Annotated in this window: 13 protein-coding genes and 1 pseudogene; 8 read left to right on the top strand and 6 right to left on the bottom strand. The window is 72.1% G+C overall.

All coding sequences use genetic code 11. The annotated features are described in order from the left end of the window. The first annotated feature begins 269 nt into the window (after nt 1-269). The 4 genes from ACF07N_RS32170 to ACF07N_RS32155 all read left to right on the top strand — a co-directional run bounded on the left by ACF07N_RS32170 (nt 270) and on the right by ACF07N_RS32155 (nt 5,543). Nucleotides 270-1,064, top strand: a complete 795-nt coding sequence (locus ACF07N_RS32170; RefSeq protein WP_311684095.1) for an MIP/aquaporin family protein — start codon at nt 270-272, stop codon at nt 1,062-1,064. Nucleotides 1,065-1,147: 83 nt separating this feature from the next. Continuing rightward, on the top strand, nt 1,148-2,686 hold the full coding sequence (gene glpK / locus ACF07N_RS32165) for a glycerol kinase GlpK (protein WP_392119823.1): 1,539 nt from the start codon (nt 1,148-1,150) through the stop codon (nt 2,684-2,686). Between the two features lie 7 nt (nt 2,687-2,693). After that, entirely contained in the window at nt 2,694-4,310 is a 1,617-nt protein-coding gene (locus ACF07N_RS32160) for an FAD-dependent oxidoreductase (RefSeq protein ID WP_392119820.1), read from the top strand. 249 nt (nt 4,311-4,559) lie between these two features. Continuing rightward, on the top strand, nt 4,560-5,543 hold the full coding sequence (locus tag ACF07N_RS32155; protein WP_383333629.1) for a PAC2 family protein: 984 nt from the start codon (nt 4,560-4,562) through the stop codon (nt 5,541-5,543). A 71-nt stretch (nt 5,544-5,614) separates the two neighbouring features. Here ACF07N_RS32155 and mshC read toward each other — a convergent pair whose 3' ends face one another. The 4 genes from mshC to ACF07N_RS32135 all read right to left on the bottom strand — a co-directional run bounded on the left by mshC (nt 5,615) and on the right by ACF07N_RS32135 (nt 9,089). Continuing rightward, the gene (gene mshC, locus ACF07N_RS32150; RefSeq protein ID WP_392119816.1) at nt 5,615-6,844 is read right to left on the bottom strand and encodes a cysteine--1-D-myo-inosityl 2-amino-2-deoxy-alpha-D-glucopyranoside ligase; all 1,230 of its coding nucleotides are present in this window, start codon (nt 6,842-6,844) and stop codon (nt 5,615-5,617) included. Between the two features lie 95 nt (nt 6,845-6,939). Beyond that, nucleotides 6,940-7,770 (bottom strand): SCO1664 family protein, encoded by an 831-nt coding sequence (locus ACF07N_RS32145; RefSeq protein WP_392119813.1) that lies wholly within the window; start codon nt 7,768-7,770, stop codon nt 6,940-6,942. Beyond that, complete coding sequence (locus tag ACF07N_RS32140; protein ID WP_383333635.1) at nt 7,734-8,324, bottom strand: DUF3090 domain-containing protein; 591 nt, start codon at nt 8,322-8,324, stop codon at nt 7,734-7,736. Before ACF07N_RS32140 ends, ACF07N_RS32145 begins: the two co-directional genes overlap by 37 nt. Before the next feature lie 78 nt (nt 8,325-8,402). Then, the gene (locus tag ACF07N_RS32135; protein WP_383333637.1) at nt 8,403-9,089 is read right to left on the bottom strand and encodes a histidine phosphatase family protein; all 687 of its coding nucleotides are present in this window, start codon (nt 9,087-9,089) and stop codon (nt 8,403-8,405) included. A gap of 61 nt (nt 9,090-9,150) precedes the next feature. Between ACF07N_RS32135 and corA the strand changes: the two genes are divergently transcribed. Further along, on the top strand, nt 9,151-10,146 hold the full coding sequence (corA, locus tag ACF07N_RS32130) for a magnesium/cobalt transporter CorA (protein WP_392119809.1): 996 nt from the start codon (nt 9,151-9,153) through the stop codon (nt 10,144-10,146). Nucleotides 10,147-10,160: 14 nt separating this feature from the next. Here corA and ACF07N_RS32125 read toward each other — a convergent pair whose 3' ends face one another. Further along, nucleotides 10,161-10,949, bottom strand: coding sequence for a ferritin-like domain-containing protein (locus ACF07N_RS32125; RefSeq protein ID WP_392119807.1), 789 nt, complete (start codon nt 10,947-10,949; stop codon nt 10,161-10,163). Between the two features lie 256 nt (nt 10,950-11,205). Next, the gene (locus ACF07N_RS32120) at nt 11,206-12,261 is read right to left on the bottom strand and encodes an LLM class F420-dependent oxidoreductase (RefSeq protein WP_392119804.1); all 1,056 of its coding nucleotides are present in this window, start codon (nt 12,259-12,261) and stop codon (nt 11,206-11,208) included. A 226-nt stretch (nt 12,262-12,487) separates the two neighbouring features. Between ACF07N_RS32120 and ACF07N_RS32115 the strand changes: the two are divergent. The 3 genes and pseudogenes from ACF07N_RS32115 to ACF07N_RS32105 all read left to right on the top strand — a co-directional run. Then, nucleotides 12,488-13,588 (top strand): annotated as a pseudogene (locus ACF07N_RS32115) (polysaccharide lyase family 1 protein); the annotation flags it as partial. Between the two features lie 112 nt (nt 13,589-13,700). Next, on the top strand, nt 13,701-14,687 hold the full coding sequence (locus tag ACF07N_RS32110; RefSeq protein WP_392119802.1) for an aldo/keto reductase: 987 nt from the start codon (nt 13,701-13,703) through the stop codon (nt 14,685-14,687). Beyond that, nucleotides 14,684-16,930, top strand: a complete 2,247-nt coding sequence (locus ACF07N_RS32105) for a helix-hairpin-helix domain-containing protein (RefSeq protein WP_392119799.1) — start codon at nt 14,684-14,686, stop codon at nt 16,928-16,930. The genes ACF07N_RS32110 and ACF07N_RS32105 overlap by 4 nt, the downstream gene beginning before the upstream one ends. The last annotated feature ends 58 nt before the right edge of the window (nt 16,931-16,988 follow it).

Genomic DNA, 16,988 nt, shown 5'->3' with positions numbered 1-16,988 from the left:
CCTGTACGAAAACCGGGGCGCCGCACGGCGTCCCGGCCTTCGGCATGCCCCGCGCAAGCCCCGTCTCACCTGCACGAAGATCGGCGGACACACGGCGATCAGTAACGATCGTGTTTTCGACAACACAGCTCTTGACGTGCTCGTAACGCCGCAGCAAGACTCCCGTCCATCGGTCGACATTGTCGAACAGCTACCGGCAATACGCGCTAGAGTGTGACAACGCCAGGCCGGTATCGAACTTCCCTGGACGTAGGACAAAGGAGTCGCGGGTGTCCAGCTCCGACATCTTCATCGGCGAGACCATCGGTACCGCCATACTCATCCTCCTCGGCGGCGGCGTCTGCGCCGCCGTCACGCTGAAGGCTTCCAAGGCACGTAACGCCGGCTGGCTCGCCATCACCTTCGGGTGGGGCTTCGCGGTGCTCACGGCGGTCTACACCACGGCGCCGCTCTCCGGCGCCCACCTCAACCCGGCCGTCACCCTCGCCCTCGCGATCAAGGACGGCGACTGGAAGAACGTCCCGGTCTACTGGGCCGGCCAGGTCCTCGGCGCCATGATCGGCGCGGCCCTGGTCTGGATCGCCTACTACGGTCAGTTCCACGCCCACCTCACCGACCGCGAGATCGTCGGCGGTCCGGGTGCGCAGGACACCGCGGCGAAGGCCGTCGAGGCCCAGGAGCAGGGCGCCGGCCCGGTGCTGGGCGTCTTCTCCACCGGTCCCGAGGTGCGGGTCGCCTGGCAGAACGTCGCCACGGAGATCATCGGCACGGTCGTGCTGGTGCTGGCGGTGCTCACCCAGGGCCTGAACGACGCGGGCAACGGCCTGGGCACCCTGGGGGCCCTGATCACCGCGCTCGTGGTCGTCTCCATCGGCCTCTCCCTCGGCGGCCCGACGGGGTACGCGATCAACCCGGCCCGTGACCTCGGACCGCGCATCGTGCACGCCCTGCTGCCGCTGCCCAACAAGGGCGGCTCCGACTGGGGCTACGCCTGGGTCCCCGTGGTGGGTCCGCTGATCGGCGGCGCCATCGCGGCAGGCATCTACAACGTCGCGTTCGCCTAGGAGTACGACGTCGCGTCCGCGCGAAACTTCCAGCAAGCGCCGTACGTAAAGCCCCTTAAAACCGGAATTACCAGGAGCACACAGTGACCGACGCGCACACCGCCGGCCCCTTCATCGCCGCCATCGACCAGGGCACCACCTCGTCCCGCTGCATCGTCTTCGACCGCGACGGCCGGATCGTCTCCGTCGACCAGAAGGAGCACGAGCAGATCTTCCCGAAGCCGGGCTGGGTCGAGCACGACGCCACCGAGATCTGGACCAACGTCCAGGAGGTCGTCGCCGGGGCCGTCGAGAAGGCCGGCATCACCCGCGACGACATCAAGGCCATCGGCATCACCAACCAGCGCGAGACGACCGTGCTGTGGGACAAGAACACCGGCGAGCCCGTCCACCACGCCATCGTCTGGCAGGACACCCGCACCGACGCCCTCTGCCGCGAGCTCGGCCGCAACGTCGGCCAGGACCGCTTCCGCCGCGAGACGGGCCTGCCCCTCGCCTCCTACTTCGCCGGCCCCAAGGCCCGCTGGCTGCTCGACAACGTCGACGGCCTGAAGGAGCGCGCCGAAGCGGGCGACATCCTCTTCGGCACGATGGACACTTGGGTCATCTGGAACCTGACCGGTGGCGTCGACGGCGGCAAGCACGTCACGGACGTCACCAACGCCTCGCGCACCATGCTGATGAACCTGCACACCATGCAGTGGGACGACCGGATCTGCGAGTCGATCGGCGTCCCGAAGCAGATCCTGCCCGAGATCCGCTCCTCCGCGGAGGTCTACGGCGAGATCACCGGCGGCAAGCTGGGCGACCTGCTCGGCGGCATTCCGGTCGCCTCCGCGCTGGGCGACCAGCAGGCGGCCCTGTTCGGCCAGACCTGCTTCGCCGAGGGCGAGACCAAGTCGACCTACGGCACCGGCACCTTCATGGTGATGAACACCGGCGACAAGATCATCAACTCCTACAGCGGCCTGCTCACGACCGTCGGCTACAAGATCGGCGACCAGGACACCGTCTACGCCCTGGAGGGCTCGATCGCCGTCACCGGTTCGCTGGTGCAGTGGATGCGCGACCAGATGGGCCTGATCTCCACCGCCGCGGAGATCGAGACCCTCGCCCTGTCGGTCGAGGACAACGGCGGCGCCTACTTCGTGCCGGCCTTCTCCGGCCTGTTCGCCCCCTACTGGCGCTCCGACGCCCGCGGTGTGATCGCCGGCCTGACCCGGTACGTCACCAAGGCACACCTCGCCCGTGCCGTGCTGGAGGCCACCGCCTGGCAGACGCGGGAGATCGCCGACGCCATGACGAAGGACTCCGGCGTCGAGCTGACCGCCCTGAAGGTCGACGGCGGCATGACCTCCAACAACCTGCTGATGCAGACCCTCGCCGACTTCGTGGACGCCCCCGTGGTGCGCCCGATGGTCGCCGAGACCACCTGCCTCGGCGCCGCCTACGCCGCCGGTCTCGCCGTCGGCTTCTGGAACAGCACCGACGACCTGCGCGCCAACTGGCGCCGGGCCGCCGAGTGGACCCCCCGCATGGACGCGGAGACCCGCGCCCGTGAGTACAAGAACTGGCTCAAGGCCGTCGAGCGGACCATGGGCTGGCTCGAGGACGAGGAGTAAGAACAGCATGACCACCAAGTCCACCCTGCAGTCCGTGCCTGCCCTGGGGACGCACCCGGCCTCCGGCTCGAACCCGAGCCGGGCCGAGACCAGGGAGCAGCTCGCCAAGGCGTCGTACGACCTTCTCGTGATCGGCGGCGGCATCCTGGGCATCTCCACCGCCTGGCACGCCGCGCAGTCCGGCCTCAGGGTGGCTCTGGTGGACGCCGGCGACTTCGCCGGCGCCACGTCCTCCGCCTCCTCCAAGCTGCTCCACGGCGGTCTGCGCTACCTGCAGACCGGCGCGGTGAAGCTGGTGGCGGAGAACCACTTCGAGCGCCGTGCGGTCTCCCGCCAGGTGGCCCCCCACCTGGCGAACCCGCTCACGTTCTACCTCCCCGTGTACAAGGGCGGGCCGCACGGCGCGGCGAAGCTCGGCGCGGGCGTCTTCGCCTACTCCGCGCTCTCCGCCTTCGGCGACGGTGTCGGGCACCTGCTCTCCCCCGCCAAGGCCGCGCAGGACGTGCCGGAGCTGCGCACCGAGAACCTCAAGGCCGTGGCCGTCTACGGCGACGACCAGATGAACGACGCCCGCATGGCGCTGATGACGGTCCGCGCGGCCGTCGAGGCGGGCGCGGTCGTCCTCAACCACGCCGAGGTCACCGGCCTGCGCTTCACCCAGGGCCGGGTCACCGGCGCCGAGCTGAAGGACCGCCTGTCCGGCGACGAGTTCGGCGTCGACGCCCGGCTGGTGCTGAACGCGACCGGCCCGTGGGTCGACCACCTGCGCAAGATGGAGAACCCGAACGCGGCGCCGTCCATCCGCCTGTCGAAGGGCGCGCACCTGGTCCTGAAGCGCACCTCCCCCTGGAAGGCCGCGCTCGCCACCCCGATCGACAAGTACCGCATCACCTTCGCCCTCCCCTGGGAGGACATGCTGCTGCTCGGCACCACCGACGAGGTGTTCGAGGGCGACCCGGCGGACGTCGCGGTCACCGAGCAGGACATCACGCAGATCCTCGACGAGGCCGCGTTCTCGGTCCGCGACCAGCAGCTCAGCCGCGACCTCATCACGTACTCCTTCGCCGGTCTGCGCGTGCTGCCGGGCGGCCCCGGCGACACCGCCAAGGCCAAGCGCGAGACGGTCGTCACCGAGGGCCGGGGCGGCATGCTGTCGGTCGCGGGCGGCAAGTGGACCACCTTCCGCCACATCGGCCGGACGATCATGAAGAAGCTGGAGACGCTGCCGGGCCACCCGCTCGGCGACGACTTCGAGCCGATCAGCTCGCTGCCGAAGAAGCTGCCGCTGCCCGGCATCGCCAACCCGCGCGCGGTCGCCCACCGGCTGCTGACCGACCGCCCGGCGCCCGGCCCGCGCATGGCGGCGGACACCGCCCGGCACCTGGCCACGCACTACGGCTCGCTGGCCTTCGACATCGCCCGGCTGGCCAACGAGAGCCCGGAGCTCGCCGAGCGCGTCCACCCGGACGCCCCGGAGATCTGGGCTCAGGTCGTCTGGGCCCGGGACCACGAGTGGGCCGAGACGCAGGACGACGTGCTGCGCCGCCGGACCACGCTGACCATCCGCGGCCTGGCCACGGACGAGGTCCGTGCCAAGGTGCAGGACCTGCTCGACAAGAAGTAGGCACCACCGGGCAGCACCCGGGGACGCGAGGGGCGGTTCCACGCCGACGGAGCCGCCCCTTCCGCGTTCCCGGGCCCCCGTCACGACCTGATACGCCGGAGGTCGCACCGCTCTGATCGATCCGGTGTGTTCCGGCGTGGATCACGGGGCAGTGATGGGGCACTCCCCCTTCGAGGGGGCTGCGGGCGCCCCCTTGGCACGCCGTAAAGTTGGGGGGTCAAGCGAGGGCACGTCGGAAGGAGGCACTGGGTGATCGAGCTCGAGGGGGTTCCCGAGCTGATCGACCCGGTCATGGTGGCCGCGTTCGAGGGCTGGAACGATGCCGGCGACGCCGCCTCCACCGCGGTCGCGCATCTGGACAGGGAGTGGAAGGGCGAGGTCTTCGCGGCACTGGACGCCGAGGACTACTACGACTTCCAGGTCAACCGCCCCACGGTCTTCATGGAAGCGGGCGTCCGCAAGATCACATGGCCGACGACGAGGTTGTCGGTGGTCCGGGTGGGTGGTGAGAAGCCGCGGGACCTGGTACTGGTCCGGGGGATCGAGCCGTCGATGCGATGGCGTTCGTTCTGCAACGAACTGCTCGGCTTCGCGCACGAACTCGGTGTGGAGCTGGTGGTCGTCCTGGGCGCCCTGCTGGGGGACACCCCGCACACCCGGCCGGTGCCGATCAGCGGGACGACGTCCGACCCGGACCTGGCCCGGCGCATGGACCTGGAGGAGACCAAGTACGAAGGCCCCACGGGCATCGTCGGCGTCCTTCAGGAGGCGTGCACCCACGCGGGCGTGCCGGCGGTGTCGCTGTGGGCGGCGGTGCCGCACTACGTGTCGCAGCCGCCCAACCCGAAGGCCACGCTGGCCCTGCTGAACCGGCTGGAGGACCTGATCGACGTGCGCATCCCGCTGGGCGAGCTGCCCGAGGACGCGCGCGCCTGGCAGGTGGGTGTGGACCAGCTGGCCGCGGAGGACAGCGAGGTCGCCGAGTACGTCCAGTCGCTGGAGGAGGCCCGGGACACCGCGGAGCTGCCGGAAGCGTCGGGTGAGGCGATCGCCCGCGAGTTCGAGCGCTACCTGCGCCGCCGGGACGGCGGCGGACCGCCCGGCGCCGGCGGGCACGCGACTGCGGACGGCAGCGACAGCACGCCGTACCTGCGGGACAACCCCGGCGGTCGCACGCGCCCGCCGAAACCGCCCAAGCCGGGCACGGACGACGAGGAATCGTCGGAGGACTGAGCACAGCGCGAAGGGGGCGCCTCCCGGTCGGGAGGCGCCCCCTTCGCATCGGGGCCGGAGGACGCGGGCGGCTACAGCGCCACGCCCAGCAGCGCGTCGACCGCGCGGGAGACCACGCCGGGAGCGCCGCTGTCCGTGCCGCCGTCCCGCTCCTGCCGGGCGACCCAGCGGTCCACCGCGGCGAGCGCGGCCGGGGCGTCCAGGTCGTTCGCGAGGGCCTCGCGCATCTCGTCCACCAGCGCCTCCGCCGCGGGACCGTCGGGCCGGGACACGGCGGCCCGCCAGCGGCCGAGCCGCGCCACGGCGTCCGTCAGGACCTGGTCGGTCCACTCCCAGTCGGCGCGGTAGTGGTGGGCGAGCAGCGCCAGCCGGATGGCGGCCGGGTCGACGCCGTCGCGCCGGAGCCTGGAGACGAAGACCAGGTTGCCCTCGGACTTGGACATCTTCTCGCCGTTCAGGGCCACCATGCCGGCGTGCACGTACGCCTTGGCCATGGGGAACTCGCCGGTGAGGACCTGGGCGTGCGAGGCGCCCATCTCGTGGTGCGGGAAGGCCAGGTCGGAGCCGCCGCCCTGGATGTCGAAGCCCATGCCGAGGTGGTCCAGGGCGATGGCCACGCACTCGATGTGCCAGCCGGGCCGTCCGCGGCCCAGCGATCCGCCGTCCCAGCTGGGCTCGCCCTCGCGGGCCGCCATCCACAGCATCGGGTCGAGGGGGTTCTTCTTGCCCGGCCGGTCCGGATCGCCGCCGCGCTCGGCGGACAGCAGCCGCATCGCCGCGGCGTCCAGGTTCGAGACCTGGCCGAAGTGCGGGTCGGACTCGACGGAGAAGTACACGTCACCTTCGAGTTCGTAGGCCGCGCCCAGGTCCCGCAGGCGCTCGACCAGCGGGACGATTCCCGGTATGGCCTCGACGGCGCCTATGTACTGCCGCGGCGGCAGCATCCGCAGGGCCGTCATGTCCTCGCGGAAGAGGGCGGTCTCCTGCTCGGCGAGCGCGGCCCAGTCGAGGCCGTCACGCCGGGCCCGCTCCAGGAGCGGGTCGTCGACGTCGGTGACGTTCTGGACGTAGTGAACCTGCCGCTTGGTGTCGAGCCACACGCGCTGCACGAGGTCGAACGCGTTGTAGGTCGCCGCGTGTCCCATGTGCGTGGCGTCGTAGGGGGTGATGCCGCAGACGTAGATACGGGCGACGGGACCGGGGTCGAGGGTGACGAGAGCACCGGTCGCGGTGTCGTGGATCCTCAGGTCGCGGCCCTGACCAGGCAGGGCGGGGACCTCGGAAGCGGGCCAGGCATGCATGCCTTGAGCCTAACCGGACTGAAGTTCCATATACGAATGGGAGCGGGCCGGACGGCCGAGAAGGCGCTCTTGCGGCGAACCGGCCCGGTGTGCTGCTACACGGGTGGCCAGGGAATCGCGGGCCATTCCCCGCTCGGCTCGGGATGGGTCCCGGAGGCGAGCAGCGCGCCGACCCGCGCGCGGGTGGCGTCGAGCTCCGCGGCGGTGATCAGCCCCGCGAGCCGGGCGGCGAGCGCCCCGCCCTCCGCGAGGACCTTCCGCAGCCCTTCGAGGACGTCGACGGCCTCCTGGGTGAGGGGCTCCCCCGCCCAGCCCCACAGCAGGGTGCGCAGCTTGTTCTCGACGTTGAAGGTGACGCCGTGGTCGATGCCGTACAGGCGTCCGTCGCCGGTGGGCAGCAGGTGGCCGCCCTTGCGGTCGGCGTTGTTCAGGACGGCGTCCAGCACCGCGAGCCGGCGCAGCCGTGCGTCGTCGGCGTGCACGAGCAGCGCGGTGCGTCCCTCGCCGACCTCGGCGAAGCCGATCGCCTTCCAGCCCGGCTCGGGCTCCTCGCCGTCGACGAGCGCGAGCAGCTCGGCCTCGGGCGCCGCCTCGATCCACAGCTGGCACATGCCCTCGCCGTAGGGGCCGTCGCGCAGCACGGTGGGCGGCACCAGGCCCCAGCCGGTCGCCTCGGAGACCTCCCAGGCGGCGACCTCCCGCTGGGCGAGGGTGCCGTCGGGGAAGTCCCACAGGGGGCGCTCCCCGGCGACCGGCTTGTAGACGCAGGCCGCTTCCCGGCCGTCGAGGGTCACCGTGCAGTACAGGGCCGCGTTGGAGGCCTCACGGATGCGACCGCGGACGGTGAGTTCGCCGCGGGCGAGCAGTTCGGCGGCGTCGGAGGGAGGTGTCACGCTCCGCGGCGGTATCCGTTCTGGCGCGGACATACGTGTCCTTCCGGGTCGAGCGGGAGGCTGCACAGCGGGCACGGCGGCCGCCCGGCGTTGACGACGTCGAGGGCGCGCTTGGCGAAGGCCCTGGCCTGCGCGCCGGTGAGCCGGACCCGCAGCATCGGGGGCCCGTTCTCCTCGTCCTGGAGCAGCCGCTCCTCGGCCTCGGCGAGGTCCTCCTCGGACTCGGCGTCGAGTTCGACGAGCGCCTGCGCCTCGACGATCATGAGCTGCTCGTCGCCGTCCCAGGCGAGCGCCATGGTGCCGACGCGGAACTCCTCCTCGATGGGGGTGTCCAGCGGGGCGGTGTCGGTGATCTCCGAGGGGGCGACGGCGGGGACCGAGGCGCTGCCGCCGCTACGGCGTACGACCTCGTCGAGCAGTTCGTCCATGCGTTCGGCGAGCGCCGCGACCTGGGTCTTCTCCAGGGCCACGCTGGTCACCCGGGAGCCGGCGGAGGCCTGGAGGAAGAACGAACGGCGCCCGGGCAGTCCGACCGTACCGGCCACGAAACGCTCCGGATGGTCGTAGAGGAACACCTGACGGGACACGTCCTGTCTCCATTGGAATCGTGGGAACCGTGGGAGCACGGCACTGCTGCGACCGCTTCACCCTACTGCGGCCGACGATCACGGTGCGCCCGCACCACCCCCGACGGGGGCCTCGTCGCCCGGCGGTTCCTCGCGCGGCACCAGGGAGGTGAAGTCGCCGGTGTCGCCGAGGCGGACGAGGAACGGCCGCAGTCGTGTGTAGCGGATCGCGGTGATGGAACAGGGTTCCACGGAGATCCGCTGGAAGAGGTCCAGATGAAGTCCGAGTGCGTCCGCGACGAGCGACTTGATGATGTCGCCGTGCGAGCACATGAGGTAGACGGCGTCGGCGCCGTGGTCGCGCTCCACGCGCGCGTTCCATTCGCGCACGGCCTCGGCGGCGCGCGTCTGCATGGCCCGCATCGACTCCCCGCCGGGGAACGCCGCCGCGGACGGGTGGGCCTGCACCACCTCCATCAGCGGCTCGTCCTTGAGCTCGGCGAGCTTGCGTCCGGACCAGTCGCCGTAGTGGCACTCCCCGATGCGCTCGTCGGTGTGGGGGGTGAGTTCCGGCCGGGCCCGCAGCAGCGGCCGGATGGTCTCCTGACAGCGCTGGAGGGGACTGGTGACGACTTCGGCGAGGGGGAGTTCCGCGAGCCGCCCGGGCAGCGCGGCGGCCTGCGCGGCCCCGCGCTCGTCGAGGGCGACGCCGGGCGTCCAGCCGGCGAGCAGTCCCTCGGTGTTGGCGGTGGAGCGTCCGTGCCTGACCAGGATCAGCGTGGGCATGCGCACCAGCGTAGGCGCACGCGCGCGTGCGGTGTCGTTCGAGTGACGGGAGACTCGCTTCGTGATCGTCGACTGTGCCATCTACCGCGACGGACATCGGACGGAGGGGCCGGAGGACTTCTCCGACGCCCTGGGGGAGGCGCGTGCGGCGGGCGGGTTCGTGTGGATCGGGCTGCACGAGCCGACGGAGCGCGAGTTCGAGCACGTCACGCAGGAGTTCGGCCTGCACCCGCTGGCCGTGGAGGACGCCCTCAAGGCCCACCAGCGGCCCAAGCTGGAGATCTACGACGACTCGCTCTTCGTGGTCCTCAAGCCGGTGGTGTACGAGCCGCAGAGCGACAAGGTCTCCGCCGGGGAGATCATGATCTTCCTGGGCGACGGATTCGTGGTGACCGTCCGGCACGGCGAGGGCGCCCCGCTCAAGGCGGTACGGCACCGGCTGGAGCACGAGCCGGAGCTGCTGGGCACCGGCCCCACGGCGGTGCTGTACGCGGTGGCCGACGCCGCGGTCGACCACTACCTGGACGTGGCGGTGGAACTCCAGGCCGACCTGGAGGGCCTGGAGGCGGAGGTCTTCTCCCCCGACGGCGGCGGCTCGCGCAACACCGCCTCACGGATCTACGACTTCAAGCGCCAGGTGCTGGAGTTCCGCCGGGCCACCGGTCCGCTGTCCCTGCCGATGAGCCGGCTGGCGGGCACGGCGCCCTACGGCGTGGCGGTGCCGTTCGTGGACGACCGGGCCCGGCCGTTCTTCCGGGACGTCAGCGACCACCTCACGCGCGTGAACGAGTCGGTGGAGAACCTGGACCGGCTGGTGTCCGACATCCTCTCGGCCCATCTGGCGCAGATGAGCGTCCGGCAGAACGACGACATGCGGAAGATCTCCGCGTGGGCGGCCATGGCCGCGATCCCCACGATGATCGCGGGCATCTACGGCATGAACTTCGAGCACATGCCCGAACTGCGCTGGGTCTGGTCCTACCCGGCGCTGATCGCCGTGATGGCCGTCCTGGAGATCATGGTGTTCCGGCTGTTCAAGCGCCGGGGCTGGCTGTAGGGCCCGCGGGCGGTTCAGGCGAACTCCGGCTCCGGTGAGGCCGGGCCGCCGAGGGCGTTGCGGCGCTGCGGCGGGGTGAGCGACACCATCCGGCGCCAGCCGCCGAGCCGTTCGTAGGCGTAGACGGCGTGGATGCCCGCCCGCAGCACGGCCGCCTTGGCCCGGGACCAGCCGAGGACGCGGCCCATGTGCGCCATGACGGCGAGGCTGACGTCCCGGTAGATCCGGATCTCGGCGTGCGCGCACGCGCGCAGGGTCCGCTGGATGAGCCGGCCGTGGCCCGCCCGGGCGAAGCGCAGCAGCTCCTCGTGGCAGTAGGCGAGGTGGTTGTCCTCGTCCTGGGAGATCTGCTTGACCGCGCGGCCGATGTCGGGGTGGCCGGCGAAGTGCTTGCGCAGCAGGTCCATCTGCTCGGAGGCGCGCTGCTCGGTGACCCTGCTGTGGGAGAGGTAGGTGACGATGTCCCGGACGGAGAGCCGCTCGTCCCGCTTGAGCTGCTCGTGGGCGAGGCCGATGCCGTTCTTCTCCAGGAGCATCGTGTAGTCGGTCTCCGGGGGCACCGGGACGGGGTCGAGGCCGCGCTTCTTCATCAGGGCGTTGAAGATCCGGCCGTGCTTGTCCTCGTCGGCGCCGTGCCGGGAGATCTTGGGCGCCAGCTCGCGCTCGCTGTCGGGGACGAGGGCGGCGATGCGGGCGTTCTCCCAGCCGCCCTGGGACTCGCCGCTGGCGGCGATGGAACAGAAGAGGGCGAAGGACTCGTCGTTGTCGAGGATCTCCTGGAACAGGCTCTTGGCCGAAAGCATCGTGGGCACCTCTCCCGCGCGCGTGCGCGTGCTGCAGGAATCGCAGGTCTCCGCGAGGAACGAGTCAAGTGCGGGGTGCGGGGCGCTGCAACAGGTGTGCCGGACATCTCCGCCGAACGGGGGATGTGCGGGCAGACGTCCGGGCATGCCCGACACGGCCGGGGGCGTAACCGGCGGCGGCCCGGCGCGTTGTTCCGCGTGACGGCCGTGGCGGGGAAGACCCCCGAGCCCCCACCACGGCCGTGGAACTTCAGGATCAGGCGAGGCCGGCGCGCTCCAGGGCATCGGTGCCGGCCCGCAGGGACGCGAGCCGCTCGTCGAGCGTGAAGCCCGCAGGGGCGAGCGTGAGCGTGGTGACACCGGCCTCCGCGTAGGCCTTCATCCGCTCGGCGATGCGGTCCACGGAGCCCAGCAGGGTCGTCTTGTCGATCAGCTCGTGCGGGACGGCGGCCGCGGCGCCCTGCTTGTCGCCCGACAGGTACTTGTCCTGGATCTCGGCGGCCTCCTTCTCGTACCCCATGCGCTGGGCGAGCTGGTTGTAGAAGTTCTGCTTGCGGCTGCCCATGCCGCCGACGTACAGCGCGGTGTAGGGGCGGAAGGTGTCGGCCAGCGTGGTGACGTCCTTGTCGTCGCCCACGGCGAGCGGCAGCGTCGGGCAGACGTCGAAGCCGTCGAGGGTCTTGCCGGCCTTCTCGCGTCCCGCGCGCAGGTGCTTGATCGCCGTGTCCTCCAGATGGTCGGCGGAGGGGAAGATCAGCAGGGCGCCGTCGGCGATCTCGCCGGTCTGTTCGAGGTTCTTCGGGCCGATGGCGGCGATGTAGAGCGGGATGTGCTCGCGCTGCGGGTGCACGGTCAGCTTGATGGGCTTGCCCGGGCCGCCGGGCAGCGGGAGCGTCCAGTGCTGTCCCTCGTAGGACAGGCGCTCGCGGGTCATGGCCTTGCGGACGATCTCGACGTACTCGCGGGTGCGGGCCAGCGGCTTGTCGAACTTGACGCCGTACCAGCCCTCGGAGACCTGGGGGCCGGAGACGCCGAGGCCGAGGCGGAAGCGGCCGCCGGAGAGGGAGTCGAGGGTCGCGGCGGTCATCGCGGTCATCGCGGGCTGGCGGGCCGGGATCTGGAAGATGGCGGAGCCGACGTCGATGCGCTCGGTCTGGGCGGCGACCCAGGTCAGTACGGTGGCCGCGTCGGAGCCGTAGGCCTCGGCGGCCCAGCAGACGGCGTAGCCGAGCCGGTCGGCCTCCTGGGCGACGGCCAGGTTGTCCGCGTCCATTCCGGCACCCCAGTAGCCGAGGTTGATACCGAGCTGCATGCCGCATCCCCTTACTGATCAGTAACGTGCCTTGTGCGCAGACCTTAGCGCGGGGCCGCCGCGCGGGACACCGGTGCGGCCCGGATGCCACGGTGCGCGATCTTTCAGATGCGTGAACAAGAATCAAGTACGCGACCATTGACGCGTGCACAGCAAGTCCCTACGGTCTCGGGAAAGCGCTTTCTAACCCCACCCGCACTCCGCACACAGAATCGGAGAGGTACGGATGAAGCGAGCAGCCTCAGCGCGACTCGGCGCGGCCCTGGCCACCCTGGCCCTGGCCGGCGCCACCGGAACGCTGGTCTCGGTGCCCCAGGCGTCGGCGGCGACGGGCCCCGCCACCGGCTACGCGAGCCAGAACGGCGGGACCACCGGCGGCGCCGGCGGGCAGACGGTCCGGGCGACCACCGGCACCGCCATCCACGCCGCCCTGTGCAGCCGCGCGAGCAGCAGCACCCCCCTCGTCATCGAGGTGACCGGGACCATCACCCACGCCGGCACGAAGAAGGTCTCCGGGAGCAGCTGCGAGACCGCCGACGGCGTGATCGAGCTCAAAAGGATCAGCAACGTGACCATCGTCGGCGTCGGCAGCGGTGCCGTCTTCGACCAGGTGGGCATCCACATCCGCGAATCGAAGAACATCATCATCCAGAACGTCACCGTGCGGAACGTCAAGAAGTCCGGCTCCCCCACGTCCAACGGCGGCGACGCCATCGGCATGGAGAGCAACGTCCGCAACGTCTGGGTCGACCACACCACCCTGGAGGCGTCGGGCGGCGAGTCGGAGGGCTACGACGGCCTGTTCGACATGAAGAACAACACCCAGTACGTGACGCTGTCCTACAGCGTCCTGCGCAACTCCGGCCGCGGCGGCCTGGTCGGCAGCAGCGAGAGCGACCGGTCGAACGGGTTCATCACGTACCACCACAACCGCTACGAGAACATCGACTCCCGCGCCCCACTGCTGCGCGGCGGCATCGCGCACATGTACAACAACCACTACGTGCGCCTCAACGAGTCCGGCATCAACTCCCGGGCCGGCGCCCGCGCCAGGGTGGACAACAACTACTTCGAGGACTCCAAGGACGTCCTCGGCACCTTCTACACCGACGAGGCCGGCTACTGGCAGGTCGGCGGCAACGTCTTCGACAACGTGACGTGGTCCCAGCCGGGCAGTGAGAACCATCCGGCCGGTCCCGACCCGGTCTCGAACACCACGGTCTCCATCCCCTACTCCCACCGCCTCGACCCGGCCGGCTGCGTCCCGGCCGTCGTGAACCGGACGGCGGGCGCGAACAAGGGACTGCTGGTGTCGGACGGCAGCTGCTGACCTCGGACGGCGGGCTGTGGGCGGCCGGAGGGAACTCACCGTCGGCCCCCGGAAATCGGTCGTCCACAGCCACCCACACGACAGGTTCTGGCCAGTAATCTCGGCGTCCATGGAGCAGAGGCATCTCGGCCGCACCGGCCTGCGTGTGTCACGGATCGGGCTCGGCACCCTGACCTGGGGACGGGACACCGACGAGCACGACGCGGCGGACCTCATGAAGACGTTCTGGGAAGCGGGCGGGACCCTCGTCGACACCGCGGACGTGTACGGCGACGGAGAGGCCGAGTACCTGCTCGGCAGGCTGATGGACGGCCTCGTGCCCCGGCGGGACCTGATCATCTCGACCAAGGCCGGCAGCGTGCCCGACCCCGACCGCCGGGTCGACGGCTCACGCGGTCATCTGCTCGCCGCCCTGGACGCCTCGCTCGCCCGGCTGGGCACCGACCACGTCGACGTCTGGCACGTGCACGCGTACGACCCGTACACGCCCTTGGAGGAGACCCTCCAGGCCCTCGATCTCGCGGTCGCCAGCGGCCGCGCCCGCTACGCCGCCGTCTCCAACTTCTGCGGCTGGCAGCTGGCCAAGGCCGCCACCTGGCAGCTCGCGGCCCCGGGCACCCGGACCCGCCTGGCGGCGACGCAGCTGGAGTACTCGCTCCTGCAGCGCGGCGTCGAACGCGAGGTGCTGCCGGCCGCGCTGGACCTCGGCATAGGCCTGCTCCCGTCCTCGCCGCTCGGGCGCGGGGTGCTGACGGGCAAGTACCGGGGCGACAGCACGCCGCCGGACTCCCGCGCCGCCTCGGACCACCTCGCGCCCTTCGTCGCGCCCTACCTCGACGACACCGCGAGCCGCATCGTCGACGCCGTGGCCACCGCGGCCGACGGACTCGCGGTGACACCGCTCCAGGTGGCCCTGGCCTGGATCCGCGACCGGCCGGGGGTGACCGCCCCCATCGTCGGCGCGCGCAACGCGCAGCAGCTCACGGCGGCGTTGTCAGTGGAGACCCTTAGTCTTCCTGACGAGATCTGCCGGGCGCTCGACGATGTGTCGGCGCCCGTGCACCGCTATCCCGATCACGACTGGAGCACGCTGTGAGCACGGAGCCCGAGACCACGGAGGACGCCGAGCCGGGGACGCCGGGCACCGCGGGGAACACCCGGGCGGAGGGTGCCGGGGACTCGGCGGCGGAGGAGACGGAGGGCAGCGCCTCCGGCCGGTCCGCAGGGGAATCGGCGGCGGAGGAGACGGCGGACGGCTCGGCCGGCCGGTCCTCGGAGGACGCGGCGGCACAGGGCGAGGGTGCCCGGCTCTCCGAGGCCGAGGCCGAGTTGCTGGCGCAGCGGGCCGAGCGGGAGCGCATCGAGCAGCGCAAGGCCGAGAAGAAGGCGCCCATCGAGGCCGGCGCCAAGCTGAGCGGCAGGGCCGCCGATCTGCTCGCGGCCGTGCGGGCCGTGGAGAGCGGCGAGAAGCCGGCGGCCACGGTGTTCGCGGAGCCCGCGCCCGCCCCGCGCCGCTCCGCCCCGGAGCCGGCCCGGCGGCCGCAGCCGGTGGCGGCCGAGGCCGTCGCGATGCCGGCGGCGCCCGCGCCCGAGACGGTGCAGGGCGTCCGGCGGGTGCTCGGCGCGGGCGGCGCCCCGGAGACGCTCGCCGCGCAGGTGGCCGAGGTGCTCGGTGAGGGCGCCGACGAACTGCTGCGGGCCGATCCCTGGCAGCTGCTGCGGGTGCCGGGCGTGCGGCCCGAACAGGCCGACGGGTTCGCGCGGGCCCTGCTGGGCGCGGAGTGCGCCCCGGACGACGAGCGGCGCGGCCGGGCCGTCACGGTCTGGCTCCTGGAGCAGGCGGCCCTCGCGGGGCACACCGCCCTGGAGATGCCGGCGCTCCTGGCGGCCCTGGCCCAGCGGGGCGTGCCCGAGCCGGACAGCGCCGTGCAGGACGCGATCGCGGAGGGCGAGGCGCTGGTCTTCCAGGACGCCCTGGAGGAGACCGGTGCCCCGGTCCCCGCGGCGGAACCGGAGGGCGCGGAGGAGGACCAGGAGCGTCCGGTCCGGGTCCTGGTCGGTCTCGAGCGGTACGCGCTGGCGGAGGAGAGCCTGGCCGACGGCCTGGCCCGGCTGGTCAACTCCGCTCCCAAGCAGGACGGTCCGGCCGAGGAGTGGGAGCGGCTCGCTGCCTCGGCCGCCGGGTCCGCGGGTGAGCTGATCCGCGCGGTCGCCGGTCACGGTCTGGTCCTGCACACCGGCGGGGAGGCGTCCCTGGCCGAGCCGGCGGCGCTGCTGCACGCCGCCGGCTCCCTCGGGCTGCGCGCCTGGGCCGCCACCCACGGCCCGGTCGGCCGCGACCGCTTCGCCGCCCTGCTGCGCCGAGCCGGGCAGGAGAGCGACGACGTGCCGGTCGCCACCGTCCCCGGGCTCCTCGCCGGTCCGGAAGGGCCCGGGCGGGACGCCGACGGGGCTCTGGACCTGGACCTGCTCGTCGTGCTGGACGCGCCGCAGCTCGACGTCGAGACGGCGGCGCTGCTGACGGAGTCGATGCCGGACGGGGCCCGGCTGGTGCTGGCCGGGGATCCGGCGGTGCTGTGGTCCGTCGGCCCGGGGCGGGTGTTCGCCGACCTCCTCGCCGCGCGGATCTGCCCGCAGGTCGCCTCCCGGCTGCCGGACCCGGGACCGCTGGGCGAGCTGGTCTCCGGCATCGGCGTCGGCGAGCTGAACCAGGTCGAGGCGCCCGGCAGGGAAGTCGTGATCGTGCCGGTGCGCGACGCGGGCGAGGCCGTGCACCGCACGGTGCAGCTCGTCGTGGACTCGGTGCCGCGGGCCCTCGGCGTACCCGCCGAGGAGACGCAGGTGATCACGCCGGGGCACGGCGGTGCGGTCGGCACGCGCGCCCTCAACGCCGCCCTGAAGGAGCGGCTCAATCCGGGCCCGGGCCGCTTCGGCGGCTTCGACCCCGGCGACCGGATCGTCCACTCCCCCGCACCGGGCAGGGCGGTGCCGGGCCGGGTGGTGAAGGCGGACGCCGGGGGACTGCACCTGTCGTGCGCGGGTGAGCCGGTCGTCGTGCCGAAGGAGCGGGTCGAGCAGTGCGTGCGGCACGGGTGGGCGATGACCGCGCACCAGGCCGTCGGGAGCCGCTGGCCCGCGGTGGTCGTGGTGCTGCCCGGTGACGCGGCGCAGGCGCTGAGCCGGCCCTGGGTGTACACGGCGTTCGGGCGGGCCGACCGGCATCTGTCCGTGGTGCACGGCGTGGAGCAGGCGCTGCCCAGGGCCGTGGCCGAGGTTCCGGCGAAGCCCCGCACGACCCGGCTCCCCGTACTGCTCGCCCCACAGGTCGCCGGCGGATGAACGACGGCGGTGGTCACGGGCCCGTTCCCGTGACCACCGCCGTCGGGTGACCGGAGCG

It is taken from the genome of Streptomyces sp. NPDC015242 (assembly GCF_043079125.1).
Classification (GTDB): Bacteria; Actinomycetota; Actinomycetes; order Streptomycetales; family Streptomycetaceae; genus Streptomyces.
Note: the sequence above shows the minus strand (reverse complement) of the source record. Positions and strands in the feature narration are given on the sequence as shown.